We start from the raw sequence: 18,074 nt of genomic DNA on the forward strand, positions 1-18,074 counted from the left end.
AGAAAGTACTGGCCCGCTGGCAGCTAACGCTGCTGCGGGCTCGACCACGGATTGAATGCGTCTTTGACTATCTTAAAGAACATCTCTTCTTACAGAGTTCGTTTCCCCGCTCGGTGAACGGCTACGCCGTTCACTATGTACGGACATTGTTGGCTTACCAATTACTAAAGGAGTGAGGGAGTTTAGGGATTCAGGTACAAATAGCTTGACTTAACTGGTATCTATTGTTAATCTCATTGATGTTGGCTTCATCGAGCAAAAGGATCTTCAAATGGAAGAGATAGATATCGAGATGAGCGTCAAGAAGAGCGCATCCGATCAGATCATCATGCAGGCTCTCCGAATCACACGCGGAGGACCCCATGGACGACAAGTGATGAGCGTCAAGCGCGAGAGGCAGGATCTACTGGTCTTGACAGTGCGCGCCGCAAATGACGATGACGCAACGCTCTACGCCAGGTACTACAGTGACCGTCTTAGGGAGCTGGGAGGCTAACTTCCCCCTACGGCGTGCACCCCCCCTGCTCAATTGAGCAGGGGTTTTCATCTCTACATGCAGAATGCAAGCTAGGCGCGCATCAACAAAGCTCCTCGATAGATCTTGCGCAGTCCGTCCGTCTTTCTCTATCGTCTCGAGTAAAGCGATGGTGTGTCATACACATCCCTCCTCTTGTATTAGCTACCGTTTGCAAATACAGAGGATAGGTAGAAGTTCTACGGCCCTTCACGTTTTAAGGGTCAATCCGATACGAAAGGCGACCATGCCCTTATGACGAGTACACTTCGAGAAGCTTTAGCTGTTTACTTGATGTCATAGGAAGTCTCCACACGGCATTATTGACACCGTTAGGCTTTATTGTTATTGTAAAAGTGTTAGTCTCATCTAGTGACTGGAGTATTACGATGTCATCCACTATCAAAGTGGCTGTGGATCCGGGAGTGTCTGAGAACACTCTCCAGAACGCCCTCATGGCGGCACTGAAGGAGATGAACCTGGGCGTGCACGACCTCGAGATCGAGGTGAAGGGGGCGCGAGGGCCCTGGGTGACGGTCAAAATGTCCGACAACCTCCCCGACAACCTCCTCCGCCGACTCGGTGACACCTACAAGGCCGCCCTGGTAAGGGCGGGCGCGATCACCTGAGTGATGCGTACATGCCTAGATAGTCCCTGCTCAATTTGAGCAGGGACGTTTTACATGAAGAACACTCCTCTTTTTGCATGCAATGGATATGGGGTCCTTTTTATTGCATAAGACGGAGTGAAAGTAGAATTGCCAGTATTATACAGTAATCATGTTTCCCTAAGACACGGAAGTTACACCTGTATCGCAGTAGTGAAGACTGCTCTACTTGCTGTCCGGAGCGTATGTCGATGAGCCACAGTCACGCGCTTAAAGAACGCTAGATGGCAGTTTCTATTAGAACCCATTCCAAATCTCACATAATAACTAGAAATGGGTTGCCACACGCGATTCATGTAACCACAGCCAACGTCACGGACCGAGCGGGAGCAATTGAGATGGCGGAACAGCACAAGAATACGCTTTGTGAGGTCACCAATTTACTCATTGACGGAGGCTACACCGGTGAGAAACGCTAGGTAGTTGAACGAAGCTTTGGCTGGCTCGAAAAATGCCACCGTCTCTGGAAGAACTGTGAGACGAAGCTCAGTACAAGTCTGCAAATGGTCGTGTTGGCATTTGTTGCGTTATTACTGAGAAGGTTGTAGGAGGTTTGGAATGGGTTCTTAAAGATTTCATGTGTTTCAATATCGATAGGTTCTTAAGCACTAGCGATTGGCCGCAAGATAAACTTGCTCCTTGCTCTGACATCTCCTTTATTACCCTTATCTGTGGGTGAATGCCGGACAAGCTACACAAGAAAACTATCTTTTAGTATTTTAGAGTCAAGGGTGTAAGATCACCAGCCAAGTTGAAAGATTCAATCAACCGCCGCGCGGCAAGCCGGAGGTAAGTCCAGGTATCTACATTTATAGAGTATTAATACGCGTATGCTGTCTTGTGCTGACTAGTCTGAACACTCAGAGTAAAATCATTCAGATAAAAATAAAATCAGCCTCAGCTGATTTTATGCATTACAGGTAAAATTTGGCATGGACAAGCGGCTAATGCCTGCTTGTCCATGCCCCCGCTTTTTGTGGGCGGTGATCCTACTCCTTGATCCAACCCTTGGCGTGGGTGTACACGTAGGTTACACCCATGATGGTGAGCTTACGCACCCCCTTCACGACCTTCATCTGGACAGTATTGTCGCGGAAGAATGTCTTGTGACACTCTCCACACATACCCAGGTTCTGTCCGACGGGGAATTCCCCAGGAACTTCCTGAAGTCCCTTGTGGTCACGACACTTGTTGATGTCGCGTGAGTTATAGAACCTCACTTTTAACACCGCTTTCTTGCGGAGGATAGGAAGATCTTTAGTATAAATGATAATTTACAGCAAATCAAGGTCGAACAACAGTTCCTGTTGAGGGTTTCTATCTCACAAGTGGTGTTTTTAATAAGCACGCATAGGTATTGATCTAATGTTGCGCATGTGTCTATCTATTTAATGGGTATTTGTGCTCATCTTGAGGTGAGACGGTTTATCGAGTAACGTTGTATAGCTCTAACAAGGGCGACATGAGCTCTAAAGTTATACTGTCTCCTACAGAGTCATGTTCATTTGGTCAGAGATGAAGGCATCCTGGATATGTACAGGATGCAATGCGTGTCGTTGCGGAACCTGGCCCATAGTCTACTATGCTTCAGGCCGTTAGGTAAGACTGGCGGCATTTGTCGTGATTGCTCCTAACTGATCATGCATCTTAGATCAATGTGTATTGAATGTATGGAATTGACTGGGCCGCTACATTTAGTCAATTTTTGATGTATCTTCGTTCAGCTTAACTCCTAATGAGCTACTACAGTCGTGACGCTTGTAGCCTACACAACAAAGAGAATAGGTTATATCTCTTCAAAATATGGGGATTGCACTAATAATGAAATCGCCTCCTGAAGTCGCATGACACGACTTCAGGAGGCATGCGGCTCTTACCGCGCTCTACGACCGGGAGACCAGATGCGACTCTTGGACGTTGACTCAACTCCGCTTGATGGTGTATCCTTGAGCTGCTCGAATGCAGTGCGGATAGTTTCCAGCGAGTAAGTGCCACCCAGGACGTTCTGCACACTGATAGCAGTGTGCACTCCGCGATTACCCAAGACGTAACTCTTGACGTTATCGATCTGACTCATTGCATTTCCCTTCGGGACGACAACACCGGCATGACTATTTTATTCTAACCGAAAAATAAACGCAAACTGCCGCTATATGAAACCTTATAACGCCGTCGTTTTCATGATTGAAGCTATATATTTTACAGGCTAGCTCCTAGATTGAATCATTACACATAATCGGTGTATATTAATTGAGTCGGTACTATCGTCTCAAAGAGAGGATCCATCATGAGTGCAATCGTCTCGCTCGCCGAACTAGAGAGCTGCCTACGACGTAGAGCGTGGCAAAGTCGGTCTCAGCTCGAAAAGCAACTAGGGGGTAATACTAGCCTTCTCCTCAGTCAGGGCATCCAACTCGGTACAATCGTCGCGAGAGAGGGGAACGAAAAGATGGAATACGCTATGCGATCAGATTCCGACAGCTAGTATCAGAAAAAATGTGGGCGTCTAGATTATTCATGTAATGTTGCTGTCCACTCGACTGTATGCTGCACATGGGGTGACTTCTCCACATGAGGTCCGTAAGCGTTATCGCTTCATCACCGCAGACGTGACGTGCGGTGGCATTACCTTGTTTACGACACTTACTCGACGGTTAAGATGACGAGCATTTATTTTCCGAACTTGCAAGAACGGCTAGCGATAGCCATTTACGAACTAGTTTCGTCCGACCATTGGTCGAATCACTTTATTGACAACTTGAGATGAAAACATCCGCCGAAATCTATAGCGGGATGTTTTCATGCGTGGAGACTAGTGAGAGTTGATCGCAGCAAGCTTTCAGCCGATTGGATTGCGTCATTAATGTTAAGGTTGTTTTTTGTAAAGTACGGCACGACCATTAATTCAATGTTTTTCTGGTATAATAAATGAGTCCAAAGTACGGTAGGACATCCGATAAAAGGAGTGTCAATGCGTCCCGAAGCGAATTATTCGATTCAGGGTGGAGGTACGACGGGGAGTCCCAGCTTTCTCCTCTTCAACGTTGCGGGTGGTCCAGACAAGGACATGCTGGATGCAGCGCTCCCTGAGACGGTCACTATCAGGAAAACCGCCACTGGTTTCGAGATCAGACCGGTCGACCCCATGAGTCGAAGGGATCTGGATCGCATCTTCAAAGATCTGGCTAGAAGAGTTGGATGGGAGCCTCGCAACTACGGTTCCTAGGACCTGTGCCCGACCGCGCTCTTGGCATCAAGTACTGCCGAAGAACAGAGCGCAGTCGGGCACTTATTTTTAACTACAAATTCTACTAAAAATATCTCGTTCTCTCGTAAAGGCTTTACTTTATTGTGATTGTAGCTAATAAATCGTACCGAGAAGTTCGTATTTCGTGCTCAAGAAGTCAGTTCGATAGGTCGGAATTATCAGGCATATTAGTCCTGATTAGGTTTTTGCTACGAAAAAGTTCGAACACCTATCATCTTGCTCCGTCTGCCATTGATATTCATTTTGTATGCCTCATTTCTCGAGTGCTAAGTCGGGCAGTAGGCATTTCAGTAGCCCAGGTGATGTCAGCAATGCGAGTGGTTCTAGGTATTTTTATGAATTATCTTGTGGACTACTTTTTAGGACATATCGTCATTACTTCTTTCCCTTTCCCGACAAGAGTGAAGGAGAGACTGTCTTGTGCATTTACGCCATAATAGCTTAAAGTAAATAAGGTAGAATATCGTCAAACGGCGGAAGGCACCTAATGATTCGTCTAAAGAATGGTGGCAGAGCCGAAAGGGCTGCTATCGTCACGATCATGGATTCTCTGAGTGATCTGCAGAAATCGACCGCGGGTATTACCGCGCTCTGGGATCTGGTTCGTGTCTGTCGGGATCACTCCTTCGTCATCACCAGTGACAACTCGCGAAAGACTCTCGTGCGGCGAGGCCTCATCAAGCACTTCAACGCTGATGGATCTGCGGTAGTTCATGACAGCATACGTGATGTCGTGATGTCGGCCGTGCAGGGTAATGGCCTCAACATGAGGATCGTCTCTCCGATCGCCTGACAATCTTCGCCCCAGACCCTCACGCTACAGCGTGAGGGTCTGGAAAGTTATTACTCTCTCCAACCGTCTCCTATCCATATGCCATGAGGTAAACATGAGTGACTTGTGATCACGGCTACCTGATAACCTACTAGAAATCACAAATACGCGCTGAGATCGAACTTACGGCGAGTACTCTTCAATGATGGCTAGTCCCCGTCCGATTCTTCGGACGGGGACTTAAAATCTCTATGATTGAAGCCTAAAAGAGACCGTCACATCTTGAACAGGGTATTTGCTTTTTTTAATTTTGATATGTTATCACACTAAAAGAGTCGAAGACAGGGGCTATCGTTCTGCAATTAGCTGACCATTCCCTGACGTGTAAAGCTTTCTGGTATTGACACTCATCTTTAATGTATGTAGGATATGCGTATATCCGTTAGTGACATGAGAGGCGTACAAGAAGTGTCAGAATACATTCCACCGCATATTATCTTTGAAGGCGAGGACTTTCCCGTACTCAACAAAGTAAGCGAGTATATGAAATACACTCGAGAGACTATGGAGGTACGCACAATACAGGCGCGAGCAATAGCAAGAGGGGGCCTACACAAAATAGTAGCAGCCCTGCAGCAAGAACGAGGCAAGGCCGACACTAGGCTCGTACAACCCCAACCGGCATTTGACTTTGACGCGCTGACTACTATAAGCCCTGTCTCGCAAGAAGCATGGCTGGATTCCTCGAGCTCCGACGCCCTAACGGCCGAAACGCCGCAAGTATTCAATGTTTACTCCGATTTAGCAACAACATTGCCGGATGAAGATCATTTAGACGACGGCATATATTTTGCTAAGACGACCGGCGGAAAAGATGACTCGTCAAACGAAAAAACTCAGGCCCGACAAAAGGCGATAGCGGAACGGGCATCTATCGCTGCTGCAAAGAGACGAGAAAAAGAAGCTGAGGATGCAAGGTTAGCTGCGCTGGAAAAGATCAAAAAGAATGCGGATTTACAGAAGCAGATAGACGACGCAGCGAAGAGGAAAAAATAGATTTATGGTTTTGCTCCGATTCGCTCTCATTTCTTCAAGAAGCTGTCGTATCAATCGAATGTCATGTTCTAGATTTGAGTCTTCTCAACATCCTCAAAAGTCTTAGTTAGGAGTCCTCTCCTCAACCATAAAAAGTCGCTAATTAACACTAGTGATTTGCTTGTTTGGCTTTATAAATCGGTATACAATCAAGCTCTATCCCCAAACTAGTTTGTTTACGGGTAACGGTAAACAAATAGCTATACTAGCTCTTGTAAAGTGAGCGGATGAGTTAATCGGACTTTTATTGATTACACGCACGAAGACTAAGTACTATGCTTTATGTTCTCGGTCGAGAGTGATATATTAAGTCTGTCAGAGATTCTGGCAAGAGAGTCTCCTCTAAAAAGAGACAGTAGGGGAACCATAGTATGCAATCGCCGAGTGAGGCTAGTACTTCAGGTGGGACTAGACGCGGAATGTGTCACGGGTGGAAGCGCAGAAAACCCTGCATTTGTGCACAGTTCATCGGTCAGGGCACCACATGCGAGACTCCCGGCTGTGGCCACAACCGTGACAAGCACCACTGGGGCCCAGAGACCGTGTCTTGCGGTCGCAATTGTTCTGTGTAATCCTTAAAGGTTCTGCTCTAATGTCCTTTGTTGGGCGTTAGAGCAGAACTGTAAGAAAAACTATACTACGTCTATTATGAGAGAAAAGATTTCTATTGGACATATTTATTGGAATTAGGGGGTTCTAATCCCTCACTCGGGTGATACACACCATTCTTCTCTGTTAGTGATTCGAGCGTCATGCTTATGGACAGCAAAACGCAAGGTAACGCTAGGAGTATTTCAAAATGACAAGAGATGAGGCATACTAGAGAGTGCACCATTTGCGAGAGCGAGGCGATAGATGTAGAGATGTAGCGCAGTCCAGTTGTTCTGAGATGAATATCGATAGGAGTGAGTTCACTAATGTACATAATCTGCGCAGAAGGTCGTCGTGGCAAATACTATTTCGTCGCGACTGACAAGCGTAAGCGTGGGTTCATGTGGGTTCCTGGAGCCGAAGGGCTCCAGGCTGCTCAGCGCTTCGGTACGCAAGAGGAAGCAGGTGAGGTGACTCTCAAGCATCGTGAGCACGAACAAGCACTCGCCCGGATTGTCCCGGACCCGCTTTCGCCACCACGGTCTTCCCGAACCCACGGCGGGTTCATTATTAAAACCGAGGGTGGGCGACAGACGTTCTACTTGATTCTCAAGGATGGTGTCTATCGCTGGAGCTCCGACAAGAGAAGCCAGCCTGAAGCGTTTCGCTTCAGTACTCAGGAAGCAGCCAGGAAGGTCGTGGCGGGAGGGTACGGAGGTGCTGGTGGCGGCTCTGCCAGCATCGTTCCGGCTGAGTGACGTCTGGTGAATAGGAAGGTGGCTCTGAGTGAGCCACCTTCCTATCCGATTTTGCTGCATCAATGCGTCGAATAGTTAGAAGTGATCATGATGTGCAAGACTAAACACTGCCGAATAACGCCAACCCGTCCTCTTCGATTTCGCCGTGTGCAAAGTTACAGATCAAAATCTTACCGGAGTCCATAGCCTCTTTAGAATTAGTTGTTGATTTTGCTTGGTCGAGCATGCGTCTGACGGGATTTCTTGAACATCACATTCAACGTCCTTATCCTCAAAAGTTATATTAGTCCGCCTCCTCCAGCCATGAAATTATAAGAAAGTCTACAGATTGAGCTGTAGACTTTTTACTATGTAAGAGTTCGGATACCTTTTATCCTCTATGTCTAGATATGCCGCAGCGTATGCACACAGGATTCGCGACGGTAAAATAACGACAGTTCAGGAGTATACGAGCTCGCCGTATTGGTGGCTTAATCTATGCAACTTGTGTTAAAGCGCATGTACACGAAGGTGCAAAGAGCACAGTAGCGTTTTCGGAAAACCAGATACGATACTATCAAAAACGCAATTTGTATATGCTATGATAACCGTATGGAAAAAGGCGAGGACACTGGATTCAAAGACAAATCAGGCCGAAATATTCATGTTGACGATATCATTCAACACAGACTAGGGAAGTTCGGTAAGAAGAGTGGTGGCCCGACAAACGATCGAGTTGTAAAGCTTGGGAAGAAGTACCGTCTCGTACCAGAATCAAGCGGCGATATTACGCCTGGAGTTCCTCTTGTTGATAACTTATGTAGATACATAGTAGTTATCAACTGCAGGCATATTCCTGGCTAGGGAGTGACTTTCTTCCTACGCCCGTCCCGAGATACTAGTATTAAAAAGAGTTGCGGATCAGACTGAAAAGTCATGAGTCTTCATTTGTCTAACGACATACTATGTATTATAATAGCCATGTTTCCAATCGAAAACCAGGGAGGCTGCAGTGAGGATTAGCTGTACGGGCTTTGCTCGTCTGCAAGATCCGAGTGGGCGATTTGCCCTACTCGTTAACGCCGGAAGGCTCAAGAGAGGTCACGGCCGGCTACTGTCCCCGATTGGAGGTGCGTTCGATGCTCAACCTGATGAAATCGAGCACATCTCCCGAACCCTCGGAGCGTACGACTTCGAGCAGGGCAGCGACCTTCGCTTTCGCGTCGATGACGCGCGAGTGGAGGACGTCGTCGAATGGTTTGGGCGTCGCGAACAGCGAGAGACGACTGTCCTTCGCGAACTGACTGAGGAGCTGGTGGATGAAACCCGTATCCTTCAGGCAAGGGATCTCCATACCGTCCGAGAGGCGTTCAGGAGATTCGTTCGCTACGACTCGGTGACGATTCGTGACGTGCCGGAGAAGCGCACCGCGTATCTGATCGAGACCTTCGATGTACGCATTCCGCGTGGAGCAATGAGAAAGCTCCTGAGTGCATCCGCGGTCGAACAGCCTCACATCTATTTCGCTCACGCCGATGAAATTCGACGCTGCGAGATGGACGACGGGACAAAGATCGGCGAGATCACAAAGAAGATCCTCGCCTAGCACGAGACGGAACACCGCCTGTCGGGTAGAGGAGACTCTACCCGACAGGCGTACGCAATACTAAGAAAAGTTTAACCTAATGAGCAGCAGAAACGCTGCTTTTTATATGACTATCTCACCTACAGCGTCAAATCAATAATTTATACTATATGTATCATGCACAATAAACTCTATACGCCACCACTCGAACTCCAGCGTGACATTACCGGTATACGCGTAATACAAGGATCTATGAAGGAGGCGATAGAAGTAAAAACGTGTGCACTCGTTGTACCTGGTATAGTTTTTCACTTTAGTTCGACGGGTCCATGTATAGAGAGTATCGCAACGCGTTCAGAAAATTACTGTTATCTGCCGCCATTGTTCCTTCACGGCTGCCGACTGGAGCCAAGTATTATGCGTTTCAGGAAAGGACAGTACACAACCATTCAAGTTGCGTTCAAACCCTGGGCCTTGAAAACGCTTTTTGATATAGATGGTACTGACATTGTCTCAAAACCCTTCGAGGCATCCGAATTCGGCGCTACAGATTTGCAAGTAGAACTGCTGCGCACGGATGATATAGAAACACGCATTCGAGATATTGAAAACTTCCTCACCGCTCAGCTATCTCAGCACGGACGAAGGGATGTCCTTGTTGAGGAAAGCATTGCCTTCATCGATGAACACATCGCTACTATAACTGTAAACAAACTAGCTACGCACTTTAATGTCAGTGAGCGAAGGCTACAGAAACGCTTTGCGTTATTTATCGGCTGCACACCTCAAAAATTCATACAAATTCAACGGGTAAACGCAGCGCTGTATCTGATGTGGAGCGGACAGTATCAAAAACTTTCTGATATTGCCTACGCGCTTAATTACCATGACCAATCTCATTTTATCCGCGATATAAAGGCATTCTCATGGCTTACTCCAACAGCTCTGACGCAGTCGATTAGCGAGTTCCGACAAGACGAGAGCGGCGTTGCGTACATATAAATGGGCGCTTCCGTACAATACCGATTGCATAAATAGACATAGAATAGAGACGTAACATCTAAACAAAGGAGAAATAATGTCAAAAGCAACCCCCTATTTTTTATTCGATGGTAATTGTGAAGAAGCGATGCAATTCTATCAAAAATGCTTTGGTGGCGACCTAGCCATAACCAAAGTAAATGAATCACCTATGAAAGCGCAATTCACGCCTGAACAACAAAACCGCGTCGTGAACTCACGACTCGTTAGTAATGGTATTGAGTTCTCGGCATCTGATTGGCTGTTGCCACAGCGCGCCCGTATTGAAGGCACCGCTACCTGTGCTTACATTAGCGAAGCATCATACGATGAACTAAAACACATTTTTGAACAACTATCGATTGGAGCAAATCAAGAAACGCTCGATGAATTGCGAGCGATGCCGTTCGGCTCTTATGGCGCCCTTACAGATAAGTACGGTGTACGCTGGATGTTCCAAGGAGAAGGCAAGGCTTAATGCTTCAGTCAAGCGCTAATAGTCCTGCTCATCAAGCAACATTCTAACTTCGTCAACTTTACACTTTAAGTCTTCGTCAAGAGTTTAGACTAGCGTCTCTTGCATACTGATGCTGCCGGATTCCCTTTCAAGAATCCGGCAGCGATAAGGAAAAAGGGAGTTCTCTATTTATCAAGAAATTCTTGAACAACGTCAGCGAGAATCATCCCGCCCCGAGTATTGAGATGTACACCATCAACATGGTATTTCCAGCCGTTCATCTCGGCGATTTCGTCGAAGGTGTGCCGTCGAATAAACTCACGCCAATAATAATCGCGGAAGAATGAGCGAAAGCGGAACTCAGTAAATGCCTTACCTGGGTCGGTCACAAGCTGCTCCTCAAATCGTTCATAAAAGGGAATATAATCCACGCCTTCTTGTTTGGCGACATCCTTGATAATTTCTGCAAACTCCGCGAACAGTTTATTGAGCTCCGCCTGTTTTGGATTACTAGAGTTTGGATCTTCGCCGACGAGTGCTAGTGATACCAAGCCAACGCGCGCTGACGTCTTAGCCTTTAGTTCGCTCACGATCGCCGTCAGATTCTCGCGAAACCATTTAGGTGACGACTTCTCTGGTAGTTTTTTCCACCCGCCGAGCATTTTTTGAACATTTGGAAAAACCTGGTTAAGGATATCATTTGCACCAATAATAAGGATGACGCGATCTGGATGGAGAGCAATGGTCTTAGGAAGACGCTGAAGAGTGCTATATGCAACATCACCGCCAACACCACGATTAACGAAGGTAAAACGGCTGTTCTGCGGCCGCTGCTTAAGCTCCTTGAGCCAGTTAAATACACCGTGCGCAGCTGCCGTACTTGAGCCGACACAGGCAACGATTTCATTTTTCTTTTGTATCTGATTTTTCATATATCTTCCGCCATTCAAATCACTATATACATACTTGAATAATTGTTTACGCATCTTGATAGTAACGCATTATGCATATGCTTTCAATATTTTTTGAAAATTATTTCTATGTCATAATAGTAATCATGGATACAACGTATAAAGCGCTGTCCGACTTCTTTAGAACAGGCGGCATGACGGCAAGCATGTCGAGCGTATTAGCATATCTGACTATCTGCGAGCCCTCAACGCAGACAGCTTCAGATATTGAATCAGCGCTACACTTATCAAAGGGTTCCGTGAATACAGCACTAAACGGTTTATTGCGCGCTAAGATGGTACAATGCCAACCGACATCGAAAGGTGGACGTTTTCTAGAATACCAACTTGATGTTCGCGGGTGGGAGCAAGCGATCACTCACAGGTTATTATCTTTGAGGGTAGCAGTCCAAGTCGCTAACGATGGTCTCGTATCCGCTCCGCACAACGAGCGGCTACATGCAATGCGTGAAGCATACGCTGAGTTTCTATCACAGTTCAACAACCTTACAAAAAAGAGCTAGAACACAGTACGGTAGCGTCATCTTAAGATGAGATGACAAGATAGCTCCATCGCATAGAAGAGAGGCGATGATCGAACATCTAAGAATGTGCTTGGTGGAAAAAATGATAGAAATTAAATTCATTTGATATTCCTGCAATAAAGTACTACTATATATATTCGACCGGTTTCCTTTGTAGCGAGGCCAACTTTTAATAACATAAGGACATCATAAGCCAATGACAACATCACATCATGAACTTCAAAGAGCCCGAGAGACGTCTTCAGCCGATCTTGAGATAGATTCACTCGAGGACATCGCTACTTCAGTCCGCCGCCTTGGAACAACAGTTGTGCTGTTCCTATCACCCCATCAGCACGAAGCACCGATGAGAGCTGTATCAAGAAATGGTAAGTCGCTCACAGAGCTACACCATGAATATACCGAGCCTTTACATGAACGAGGAGAGCCCATTCCTCGCGGCGTCCTACTGGAGTTCGAACTCGATAAAGGGTACATCGGTTATAATTGTTCTCAAGCTTTCCAGCAGACTGTAGAGAATGACGAGGGGGAGTCTGAAGAGCGATGGTATATCGCTGTACGTAAGGAGATTGAGGGTACTGAAGGAGCCCGCGTGGGATTCTACTTCCAGCCTAAGAACTCGCCCGGAGGACCGCCAGATACTGGAGTCTGGCAGCTAGACACGAAGAGGCAACTACCATATGACACGATCGATTTTATAGAGGATGAAACACCCTACGAGCCGGCACTTACGCCCGTCTTCATACAGCCAAATTTCGAAAATGTTTCTTCGTACACACCTCCCGATATGCCTAATAAGCCCGACTCTCATCAGGATCCGAGCGTAGCAGAGGGTAAGCTTAATAGGGAACCTCTTTTGGCAATGACAGCAGTAATAGCCAGGAGCTTTCGACCACTTGCAAGCGCGCCCGATAAAAAACGCTTCCCGTATCATCAAGAATTCTTTATCGGCAGCTCAATCAACGACCTAGAAAGAGTTGCCGTGGGACCAGAAGATCGCAAAGGAACGCGCATCGTCTATCTTGGCGATAATCGTTGGGGTGTCTTTAACCGTCCTCAAAGTGGTCAAGGGGCCGAATTTGGACCTGGTGTTGTTACCTATGCTGAGTTTACAGCTACAACTAGGGAAGAGTTCATCAGCGGGTTGCAAGAAGCAATTCTCGATACCTCGACGGTTATCCCTGATCTTTGTCAAGATGGAGAATGGGTAGGGCCCAACTTCGGCTGGCCGCTGAAAGCCAAAAACGAAGAAGACGAGAACAACTCGGATCCGAGTAGGAAAAAGAGACGAATTGGCATGATTGGACATATTGCGACATACATCAATCGTAGTACAGAGGAACGAGAATACTGCGCAACAAGTTATATCTATGATCCCAACTCTAATACGACTGAAGAGGTTAAAATCATTGTTGCCAAAGAAGCGTTCGAAGGACTGGTTGGTCGCCGCATTGAGCGTGACGACCTTGATAGGGTTATCTATCCTGGTGGCGCTGTCCTTCTACCAAACGGAAAGCTCCGACTTTACTGTGGTATTTCTGATCTAAAAGCTGGCTATGTCGATATCGACGATCCGTTTGCAGGTCTTCGTATTGAAACGCTTAATTAGTTTTTATATAAGTCGTTAACACATCTTAGCAAAATCTTAACCTTTTAAATACTGAAGAAAGCTGGCCTGGGTAGAATCTACCTAGGCCAGCTTTTCTAATACTAGGCATTCTTGGATGCCACGAACTGAGTGAGAAGCATAGCTCCAACAACAAGCGGAATCACATTGACGAGCAAACTCCATAGTCCATGACCGTATTCATACCACATGATAACCACGGTGATAATGTACAGCGCATAGATCGTATAGATACATAGCCCTTCCCATGTTATCGGCACATAACTTCTTCGAACTCGTCGAAACCATTTACTGCTTTTCGGTTTTTTCATTACTGTCCGTGGCTCCTAAATAATCCTATGTTTATTATTTAACAAGTAAAGTTAACCGCGGTACCGCTAACAGCGCTCGCCATATCAGAAGCCAGGAAGACAGCACCCTCGGCTGTTTCTTCTAGATTCGGCAAGCGATGTAAGAACGTACGCTGACGCATCATCTCAAGGTATGCTTCAGATGTCATGCCAAGCGTCTGCGCATGTTGACCAACAACCGTCTTCAGTGTCTCAGTCTCCGGAAGACCTGACGAGCGCATCGTTACAGCACGAACTCCTTGTGGTCCAAGCTCAAGAGCAAAGTCACGTGTCAGTGATTCAATACCCATCCAAGACGGCCCCATACCACCAAGCAGCGGTGCACCCGTTTCACCAGGTGAAGCCGTAATAGTCAATAGTACCCCCGATCCCTGCGTAGCCATCTGTCGTCCAGCCGCACTCATCGTCAAGAAGTGTCCGGTCATATAGGCATGAATCGGCCTTGTGAAGTTATCGAGCGAAAGTTGAACAAGTGACGTACCCTGTATGCCTGTCTGAGGAAGGCTCATTGCGTTAAATGATATGTCTACTTTTCCCGCCTTAGACACGACGTTATCCAAATGTTCTTGTACAGCTTTAGCATCAAGCACGTCAACGATCGCTGCTTCGGCCCGACCATCATGACTAGTAATCAGTTCAGCCAAATTCTGGACTGGATCTAAATGAAGGTCGGTCAAGAATACGTGCGCCCCTTCTCGGGCGAAGGCTTTTGCCACTGCGCTGCCTATGGCGCCACCCGCACCGTAAATGATTGCCGTCTTATTCTTTAGCATATTTGTTGATTCCATAGATTCCCCTTATTCTTTCTTATATGTCTCGTTCAGTTTTTTCTTAAAATTATTCAGTCTCGCTTAACGGACCACTCCTTTCGATATACGATAGAAACCGACAAAGAGCAAAGCTCCAGCGAAGACAACAATAGATCCTGTTATGTTTGGTGCGTAGATACCCATTGTCGCAACATACCCTGCAATAATGGCTGGAATGGACTCTCCTAATGCCTGCATGCTTGCCTCGATACCGAGTACTTCACCCTGGATATCTGCACTTGATGATGAGCTTACGAGAGCACTCGAATTAGTCATAAAGATAGAGAAGAAAGTTGCTATAATCGCACCGACGATCATTACCTCAAAAGTATTTTGTGTAAACACCTGTAAAAGTAATGCGCCCGCCATGCCGAATAACGCAACTCGCACAATTTGGTAATTCTTGAAGCGTTTAGCGAGTACCGGTATTAATGCACCTTGAACAACCGCAATACAAATACCAATGTATGCGAAGAAGTCTCCAACATTACCTGGTGTAAAGTGGTGCTTCTCAATAAGCTGTAGAGGTAGGAAGGTTGTGAAGAAGGCAAATCCTCCCCAGAATAGAAACTCTGCGCTGAAAATGACGCTCAATTGAGGAGAAGTCATCGCTCTGCTTATGTTGCTTAGCGACTTCGTCCATACGATTTTAGCCGTACGATTTATGTACTTGTTTGTCTCAGGCAGGATAAGGAGCGTAAGGAGCATATTGATCGCACCGAGAGTTGCTGCAAACCAGAAGGGTGTTGCCATACTGAACCAACTAGGCGCATGAAGGCCAAAGAAAGAAGCGTTCGCAACAGACAGTCTCGCACCAAGCCATGGTCCCATGACAAAGCCCATGCCGAATGCGGCACCGAGAAGTCCAAACTTCTTCGTTCGTTCTTCTGCACTACTTGTATCAGCAACAATGGCACGGGTTGCACTTAGGTTTCCTCCGGCAATACCGGCTAGTACACGCGCACTAAAGAGCAGGGGAATATTCTTTGTGAGAATTCCTACACCAAAGAGCAAGTAGCCTATTGCCGTACCCGCTAAACTTGAAGCAAGTATGGGTTTACGGCCAAAACGATCCGACAACTGACCAAGAATTGGCGTTGCAAGGAACTGCATAAGCGGATAAATACCGGCAAGCCACCCGAGCATAATAAGCGCTCCCGTTGGCGAAAAACCAGCTGGCATAAATACCTTAGAAACAAGCTGGGGAAGAATAGGGAATAGGATCCCAACGCCAACCGAATCCAAGAAAATGGTAAATAGCACGATAGGAAGTGCGCTATTTTTGAATCTATCTTTCTTAGCCATTACATGCCCGTCTCTTTTTTCTGGTTAATTACATATGTCTTCATGGTTCATTTACTCCCATTAATATTACTTGTATTTTGCAAGTGTATAATACATACTTGCAAATAGCAAGCATTTTGTGTTAAAATACGTTCATGAAGAAACAGGAACTTCGATCAGATTGTCCTATTAACTACCCACTTGAAATAATTGGCGACAAATGGAGTCTGCTCATTATTCGAGATATTGCCGTATTTGGTAAGAAAACATATGGTGAATTTCTAGCATCCGATGAAAAAATCGCAACCAATATACTGTCAAACCGTTTAGCAATGCTCGAAACGGAAGAGATCATCAATAAAAAACGAGATTTGGCCAATAAGACAAGGTTCATTTACTCCCTTGCGCAGCCCGGCCTAGACTTAGTGCCTTTGCTTATTGAGATGCTTATCTGGAGCGCCAAACAACACGCGATAGAGAGCGGACCCGATGTGGCGCTTGCAAAAATGGCCCTTGAAAACCGCCAACATCTTATCGATGCAATCCAAGCACATTTACGAGCGGGTAATACGCAGCCTTTTATACAGACACTTCAATAGGTCTTTGATTTGAAGCGCAGAAGCAGGTGCAGAAGACATCTGCGATATTTTATTTTCAAAAGGTTTTTCAACCCTAAAGATCTAGGAGCTAGAAAAATCATATCAATTCTCACCACATTTAGGCTTAGCTTTGTCCTCTCTTGATAGAGAGCGACATCCATAGACAATCTAGAGTAAACGAGTCACTGCGCAGTACGCTATAATACACTATGTCAGGCAACACAAGAGACCCGAGAAAGGTCATTGAACATGTCGCTGGATGAGCTGCAAGATGAGATCCGAGATGCCTTGTCCGCCGCTGGTCTGGCCGTCTCCGACTTCATCCTCGACCCCCGACATGGGGGCGTGTTGGTGAAGTCAGATGACTACCACCAGCTGGAACAGGCACGGGAGACGCTGAAGACGGACTTCGTCGCGATCTGGGGGCCGTCGCCCACTGATCCGCACCTCTACGTGCGTCCCCGCTCCCAGGAGTAGGATCTCAAGCACCCTGCAAGGCCAGCTGTGACTCGGAGCGAGTTACAGCTGGCCTCCACTGAAAAAGGGCTATTTTTATTGGAGGCAGACCCGTGCGAGGTACACCAGAGTAATGTTGTACGCCATATTTTTATAGTATACTATGCCTGTCCTACTCGTCGTCGACCAGGTATGAGGCAGCAGACCACCAAGCAGGCGCACTATGATTCGACACAGGAGTTCAGGAGATGCAGCTTTCACAGAAAGAAGGATGCTCTCACGGAATATGCAATTTTCAATACGTTCGTGGGGTGGTACTCTGTCTGTAAGAAATGCAACAAGTGGTACGAAGTGAGACCTCCACTTGCAGCGCCTAACTTGGCGGGCAAAAGGGTTGCCTTCTACCCGAACCTGAAACCAAAGGGCTTCGGACCAGCTGATCCCCCTAAGGGCGGACTTGGCTTCGGACCGAGGAAGAAGTAGGCTAGGGGTGCATTGCTACAACTTCGTAGTTATGTGGCCCTCAAAAAACTAGTGAACGATAAAAATATTACATTTATGATCTATAGCCAATATTCACCTTTATTGATCTTATTTTTTTGCAAAAGGTCGGGCTCCTAAACATATAGGACACTAATATCCAGTGTAGCATTCTCGTAGCCTGGAATGCCTTGGAGGTATTCCACGGGCGTCAGCATGCGGAGCATGCTGTGCGGCCGGTAGAAATTGTAATCCAGACAATCTTCA

The 18,074-nt window shown here is 46.6% G+C and carries 21 protein-coding genes and 1 pseudogene; 14 read left to right on the forward strand and 8 right to left on the reverse strand.

Annotated elements, in window-relative coordinates:
* Window positions 1-292 precede the first annotated feature (292 nt).
* The 3 genes and pseudogenes from VLG36_04405 (at window position 293) to VLG36_04415 (ending at window position 1,730) form a co-directional block, all read left to right on the forward strand.
* Complete coding sequence (locus tag VLG36_04405) at window positions 293-496, forward strand: hypothetical protein (protein HSW78014.1); 204 nt, start codon at window positions 293-295, stop codon at window positions 494-496.
* A 407-nt stretch (window positions 497-903) separates the two neighbouring features.
* Window positions 904-1,143, forward strand: coding sequence for a hypothetical protein (locus tag VLG36_04410; protein ID HSW78015.1), 240 nt, complete (start codon window positions 904-906; stop codon window positions 1,141-1,143).
* 314 nt (window positions 1,144-1,457) lie between these two features.
* Window positions 1,458-1,730, forward strand: a pseudogene (locus tag VLG36_04415) (IS5/IS1182 family transposase).
* A gap of 441 nt (window positions 1,731-2,171) precedes the next feature.
* Here VLG36_04415 and VLG36_04420 read toward each other — a convergent pair.
* Window positions 2,172-2,411: a hypothetical protein gene (locus VLG36_04420; GenBank protein HSW78016.1), complete on the reverse strand. Its 240-nt coding sequence runs from the start codon at window positions 2,409-2,411 to the stop codon at window positions 2,172-2,174.
* Window positions 2,412-3,055: 644 nt separating this feature from the next.
* Complete coding sequence (locus VLG36_04425; protein HSW78017.1) at window positions 3,056-3,259, reverse strand: hypothetical protein; 204 nt, start codon at window positions 3,257-3,259, stop codon at window positions 3,056-3,058.
* 210 nt (window positions 3,260-3,469) lie between these two features.
* Between VLG36_04425 and VLG36_04430 the strand changes: the two genes are divergently transcribed.
* Window positions 3,470-3,667 (forward strand): hypothetical protein, encoded by a 198-nt coding sequence (locus VLG36_04430; protein HSW78018.1) that lies wholly within the window; start codon window positions 3,470-3,472, stop codon window positions 3,665-3,667.
* A 1,279-nt stretch (window positions 3,668-4,946) separates the two neighbouring features.
* On the opposite strand, the gene VLG36_04435 is transcribed toward VLG36_04430, so the two are convergent.
* Window positions 4,947-5,246 (reverse strand): hypothetical protein, encoded by a 300-nt coding sequence (locus VLG36_04435; protein HSW78019.1) that lies wholly within the window; start codon window positions 5,244-5,246, stop codon window positions 4,947-4,949.
* 426 nt (window positions 5,247-5,672) lie between these two features.
* On the opposite strand from VLG36_04435, the gene VLG36_04440 reads away from it, so the two are divergent.
* Both VLG36_04440 and VLG36_04445 read left to right on the forward strand, forming a co-directional pair.
* Window positions 5,673-6,278: a hypothetical protein gene (locus VLG36_04440; GenBank protein HSW78020.1), complete on the forward strand. Its 606-nt coding sequence runs from the start codon at window positions 5,673-5,675 to the stop codon at window positions 6,276-6,278.
* 956 nt (window positions 6,279-7,234) lie between these two features.
* Window positions 7,235-7,666 (forward strand): hypothetical protein, encoded by a 432-nt coding sequence (locus VLG36_04445; GenBank protein ID HSW78021.1) that lies wholly within the window; start codon window positions 7,235-7,237, stop codon window positions 7,664-7,666.
* Window positions 7,667-7,766: 100 nt separating this feature from the next.
* Here the strand turns inward: VLG36_04445 and VLG36_04450 are convergent, their stop codons facing one another.
* Complete coding sequence (locus VLG36_04450) at window positions 7,767-7,892, reverse strand: hypothetical protein (GenBank protein ID HSW78022.1); 126 nt, start codon at window positions 7,890-7,892, stop codon at window positions 7,767-7,769.
* A gap of 365 nt (window positions 7,893-8,257) precedes the next feature.
* Between VLG36_04450 and VLG36_04455 the strand changes: the two genes are divergently transcribed.
* From VLG36_04455 to VLG36_04470, 4 genes are all read left to right on the forward strand, one after another.
* Window positions 8,258-8,509 carry a hypothetical protein gene (locus VLG36_04455; GenBank protein HSW78023.1) on the forward strand — a complete coding sequence of 84 codons (252 nt, stop codon included), beginning with the start codon at window positions 8,258-8,260 and terminating at the stop codon, window positions 8,507-8,509.
* 148 nt (window positions 8,510-8,657) lie between these two features.
* Window positions 8,658-9,251, forward strand: a complete 594-nt coding sequence (locus tag VLG36_04460; GenBank protein ID HSW78024.1) for a hypothetical protein — start codon at window positions 8,658-8,660, stop codon at window positions 9,249-9,251.
* 156 nt (window positions 9,252-9,407) lie between these two features.
* Window positions 9,408-10,232 carry a helix-turn-helix domain-containing protein gene (locus tag VLG36_04465; GenBank protein ID HSW78025.1) on the forward strand — a complete coding sequence of 275 codons (825 nt, stop codon included), beginning with the start codon at window positions 9,408-9,410 and terminating at the stop codon, window positions 10,230-10,232.
* A gap of 76 nt (window positions 10,233-10,308) precedes the next feature.
* Window positions 10,309-10,728 carry a VOC family protein gene (locus VLG36_04470; GenBank protein ID HSW78026.1) on the forward strand — a complete coding sequence of 140 codons (420 nt, stop codon included), beginning with the start codon at window positions 10,309-10,311 and terminating at the stop codon, window positions 10,726-10,728.
* A 164-nt stretch (window positions 10,729-10,892) separates the two neighbouring features.
* On the opposite strand, the gene VLG36_04475 is transcribed toward VLG36_04470, so the two are convergent.
* Window positions 10,893-11,639, reverse strand: coding sequence for a GDSL-type esterase/lipase family protein (locus tag VLG36_04475; GenBank protein ID HSW78027.1), 747 nt, complete (start codon window positions 11,637-11,639; stop codon window positions 10,893-10,895).
* 125 nt (window positions 11,640-11,764) lie between these two features.
* Between VLG36_04475 and VLG36_04480 the strand changes: the two genes are divergently transcribed.
* Window positions 11,765-12,181 carry a hypothetical protein gene (locus tag VLG36_04480; GenBank protein HSW78028.1) on the forward strand — a complete coding sequence of 139 codons (417 nt, stop codon included), beginning with the start codon at window positions 11,765-11,767 and terminating at the stop codon, window positions 12,179-12,181.
* A gap of 217 nt (window positions 12,182-12,398) precedes the next feature.
* Complete coding sequence (locus tag VLG36_04485; GenBank protein ID HSW78029.1) at window positions 12,399-13,811, forward strand: DUF1861 family protein; 1,413 nt, start codon at window positions 12,399-12,401, stop codon at window positions 13,809-13,811.
* A 101-nt stretch (window positions 13,812-13,912) separates the two neighbouring features.
* Here VLG36_04485 and VLG36_04490 read toward each other — a convergent pair whose 3' ends face one another.
* The 3 genes from VLG36_04490 to VLG36_04500 all read right to left on the reverse strand — a co-directional run bounded on the left by VLG36_04490 (window position 13,913) and on the right by VLG36_04500 (window position 16,293).
* The gene (locus VLG36_04490; protein ID HSW78030.1) at window positions 13,913-14,140 is read right to left on the reverse strand and encodes a hypothetical protein; all 228 of its coding nucleotides are present in this window, start codon (window positions 14,138-14,140) and stop codon (window positions 13,913-13,915) included.
* Between the two features lie 38 nt (window positions 14,141-14,178).
* Window positions 14,179-14,967, reverse strand: coding sequence for an SDR family oxidoreductase (locus VLG36_04495; protein HSW78031.1), 789 nt, complete (start codon window positions 14,965-14,967; stop codon window positions 14,179-14,181).
* 63 nt (window positions 14,968-15,030) lie between these two features.
* Complete coding sequence (locus VLG36_04500) at window positions 15,031-16,293, reverse strand: MFS transporter (GenBank protein HSW78032.1); 1,263 nt, start codon at window positions 16,291-16,293, stop codon at window positions 15,031-15,033.
* A 134-nt stretch (window positions 16,294-16,427) separates the two neighbouring features.
* Here VLG36_04500 and VLG36_04505 point away from each other — a divergent pair, with 134 nt between their 5' ends.
* On the forward strand, window positions 16,428-16,871 hold the full coding sequence (locus VLG36_04505) for a helix-turn-helix domain-containing protein (GenBank protein HSW78033.1): 444 nt from the start codon (window positions 16,428-16,430) through the stop codon (window positions 16,869-16,871).
* Window positions 16,872-17,120: 249 nt separating this feature from the next.
* Window positions 17,121-17,348, forward strand: coding sequence for a hypothetical protein (locus VLG36_04510; protein HSW78034.1), 228 nt, complete (start codon window positions 17,121-17,123; stop codon window positions 17,346-17,348).
* Window positions 17,349-18,074 lie beyond the last annotated feature (726 nt).

It is taken from the genome of Candidatus Chromulinivoraceae bacterium (assembly GCA_035478595.1).
GTDB lineage: Bacteria > Patescibacteriota > Saccharimonadia > Saccharimonadales > Saccharimonadaceae > CAMLKC01.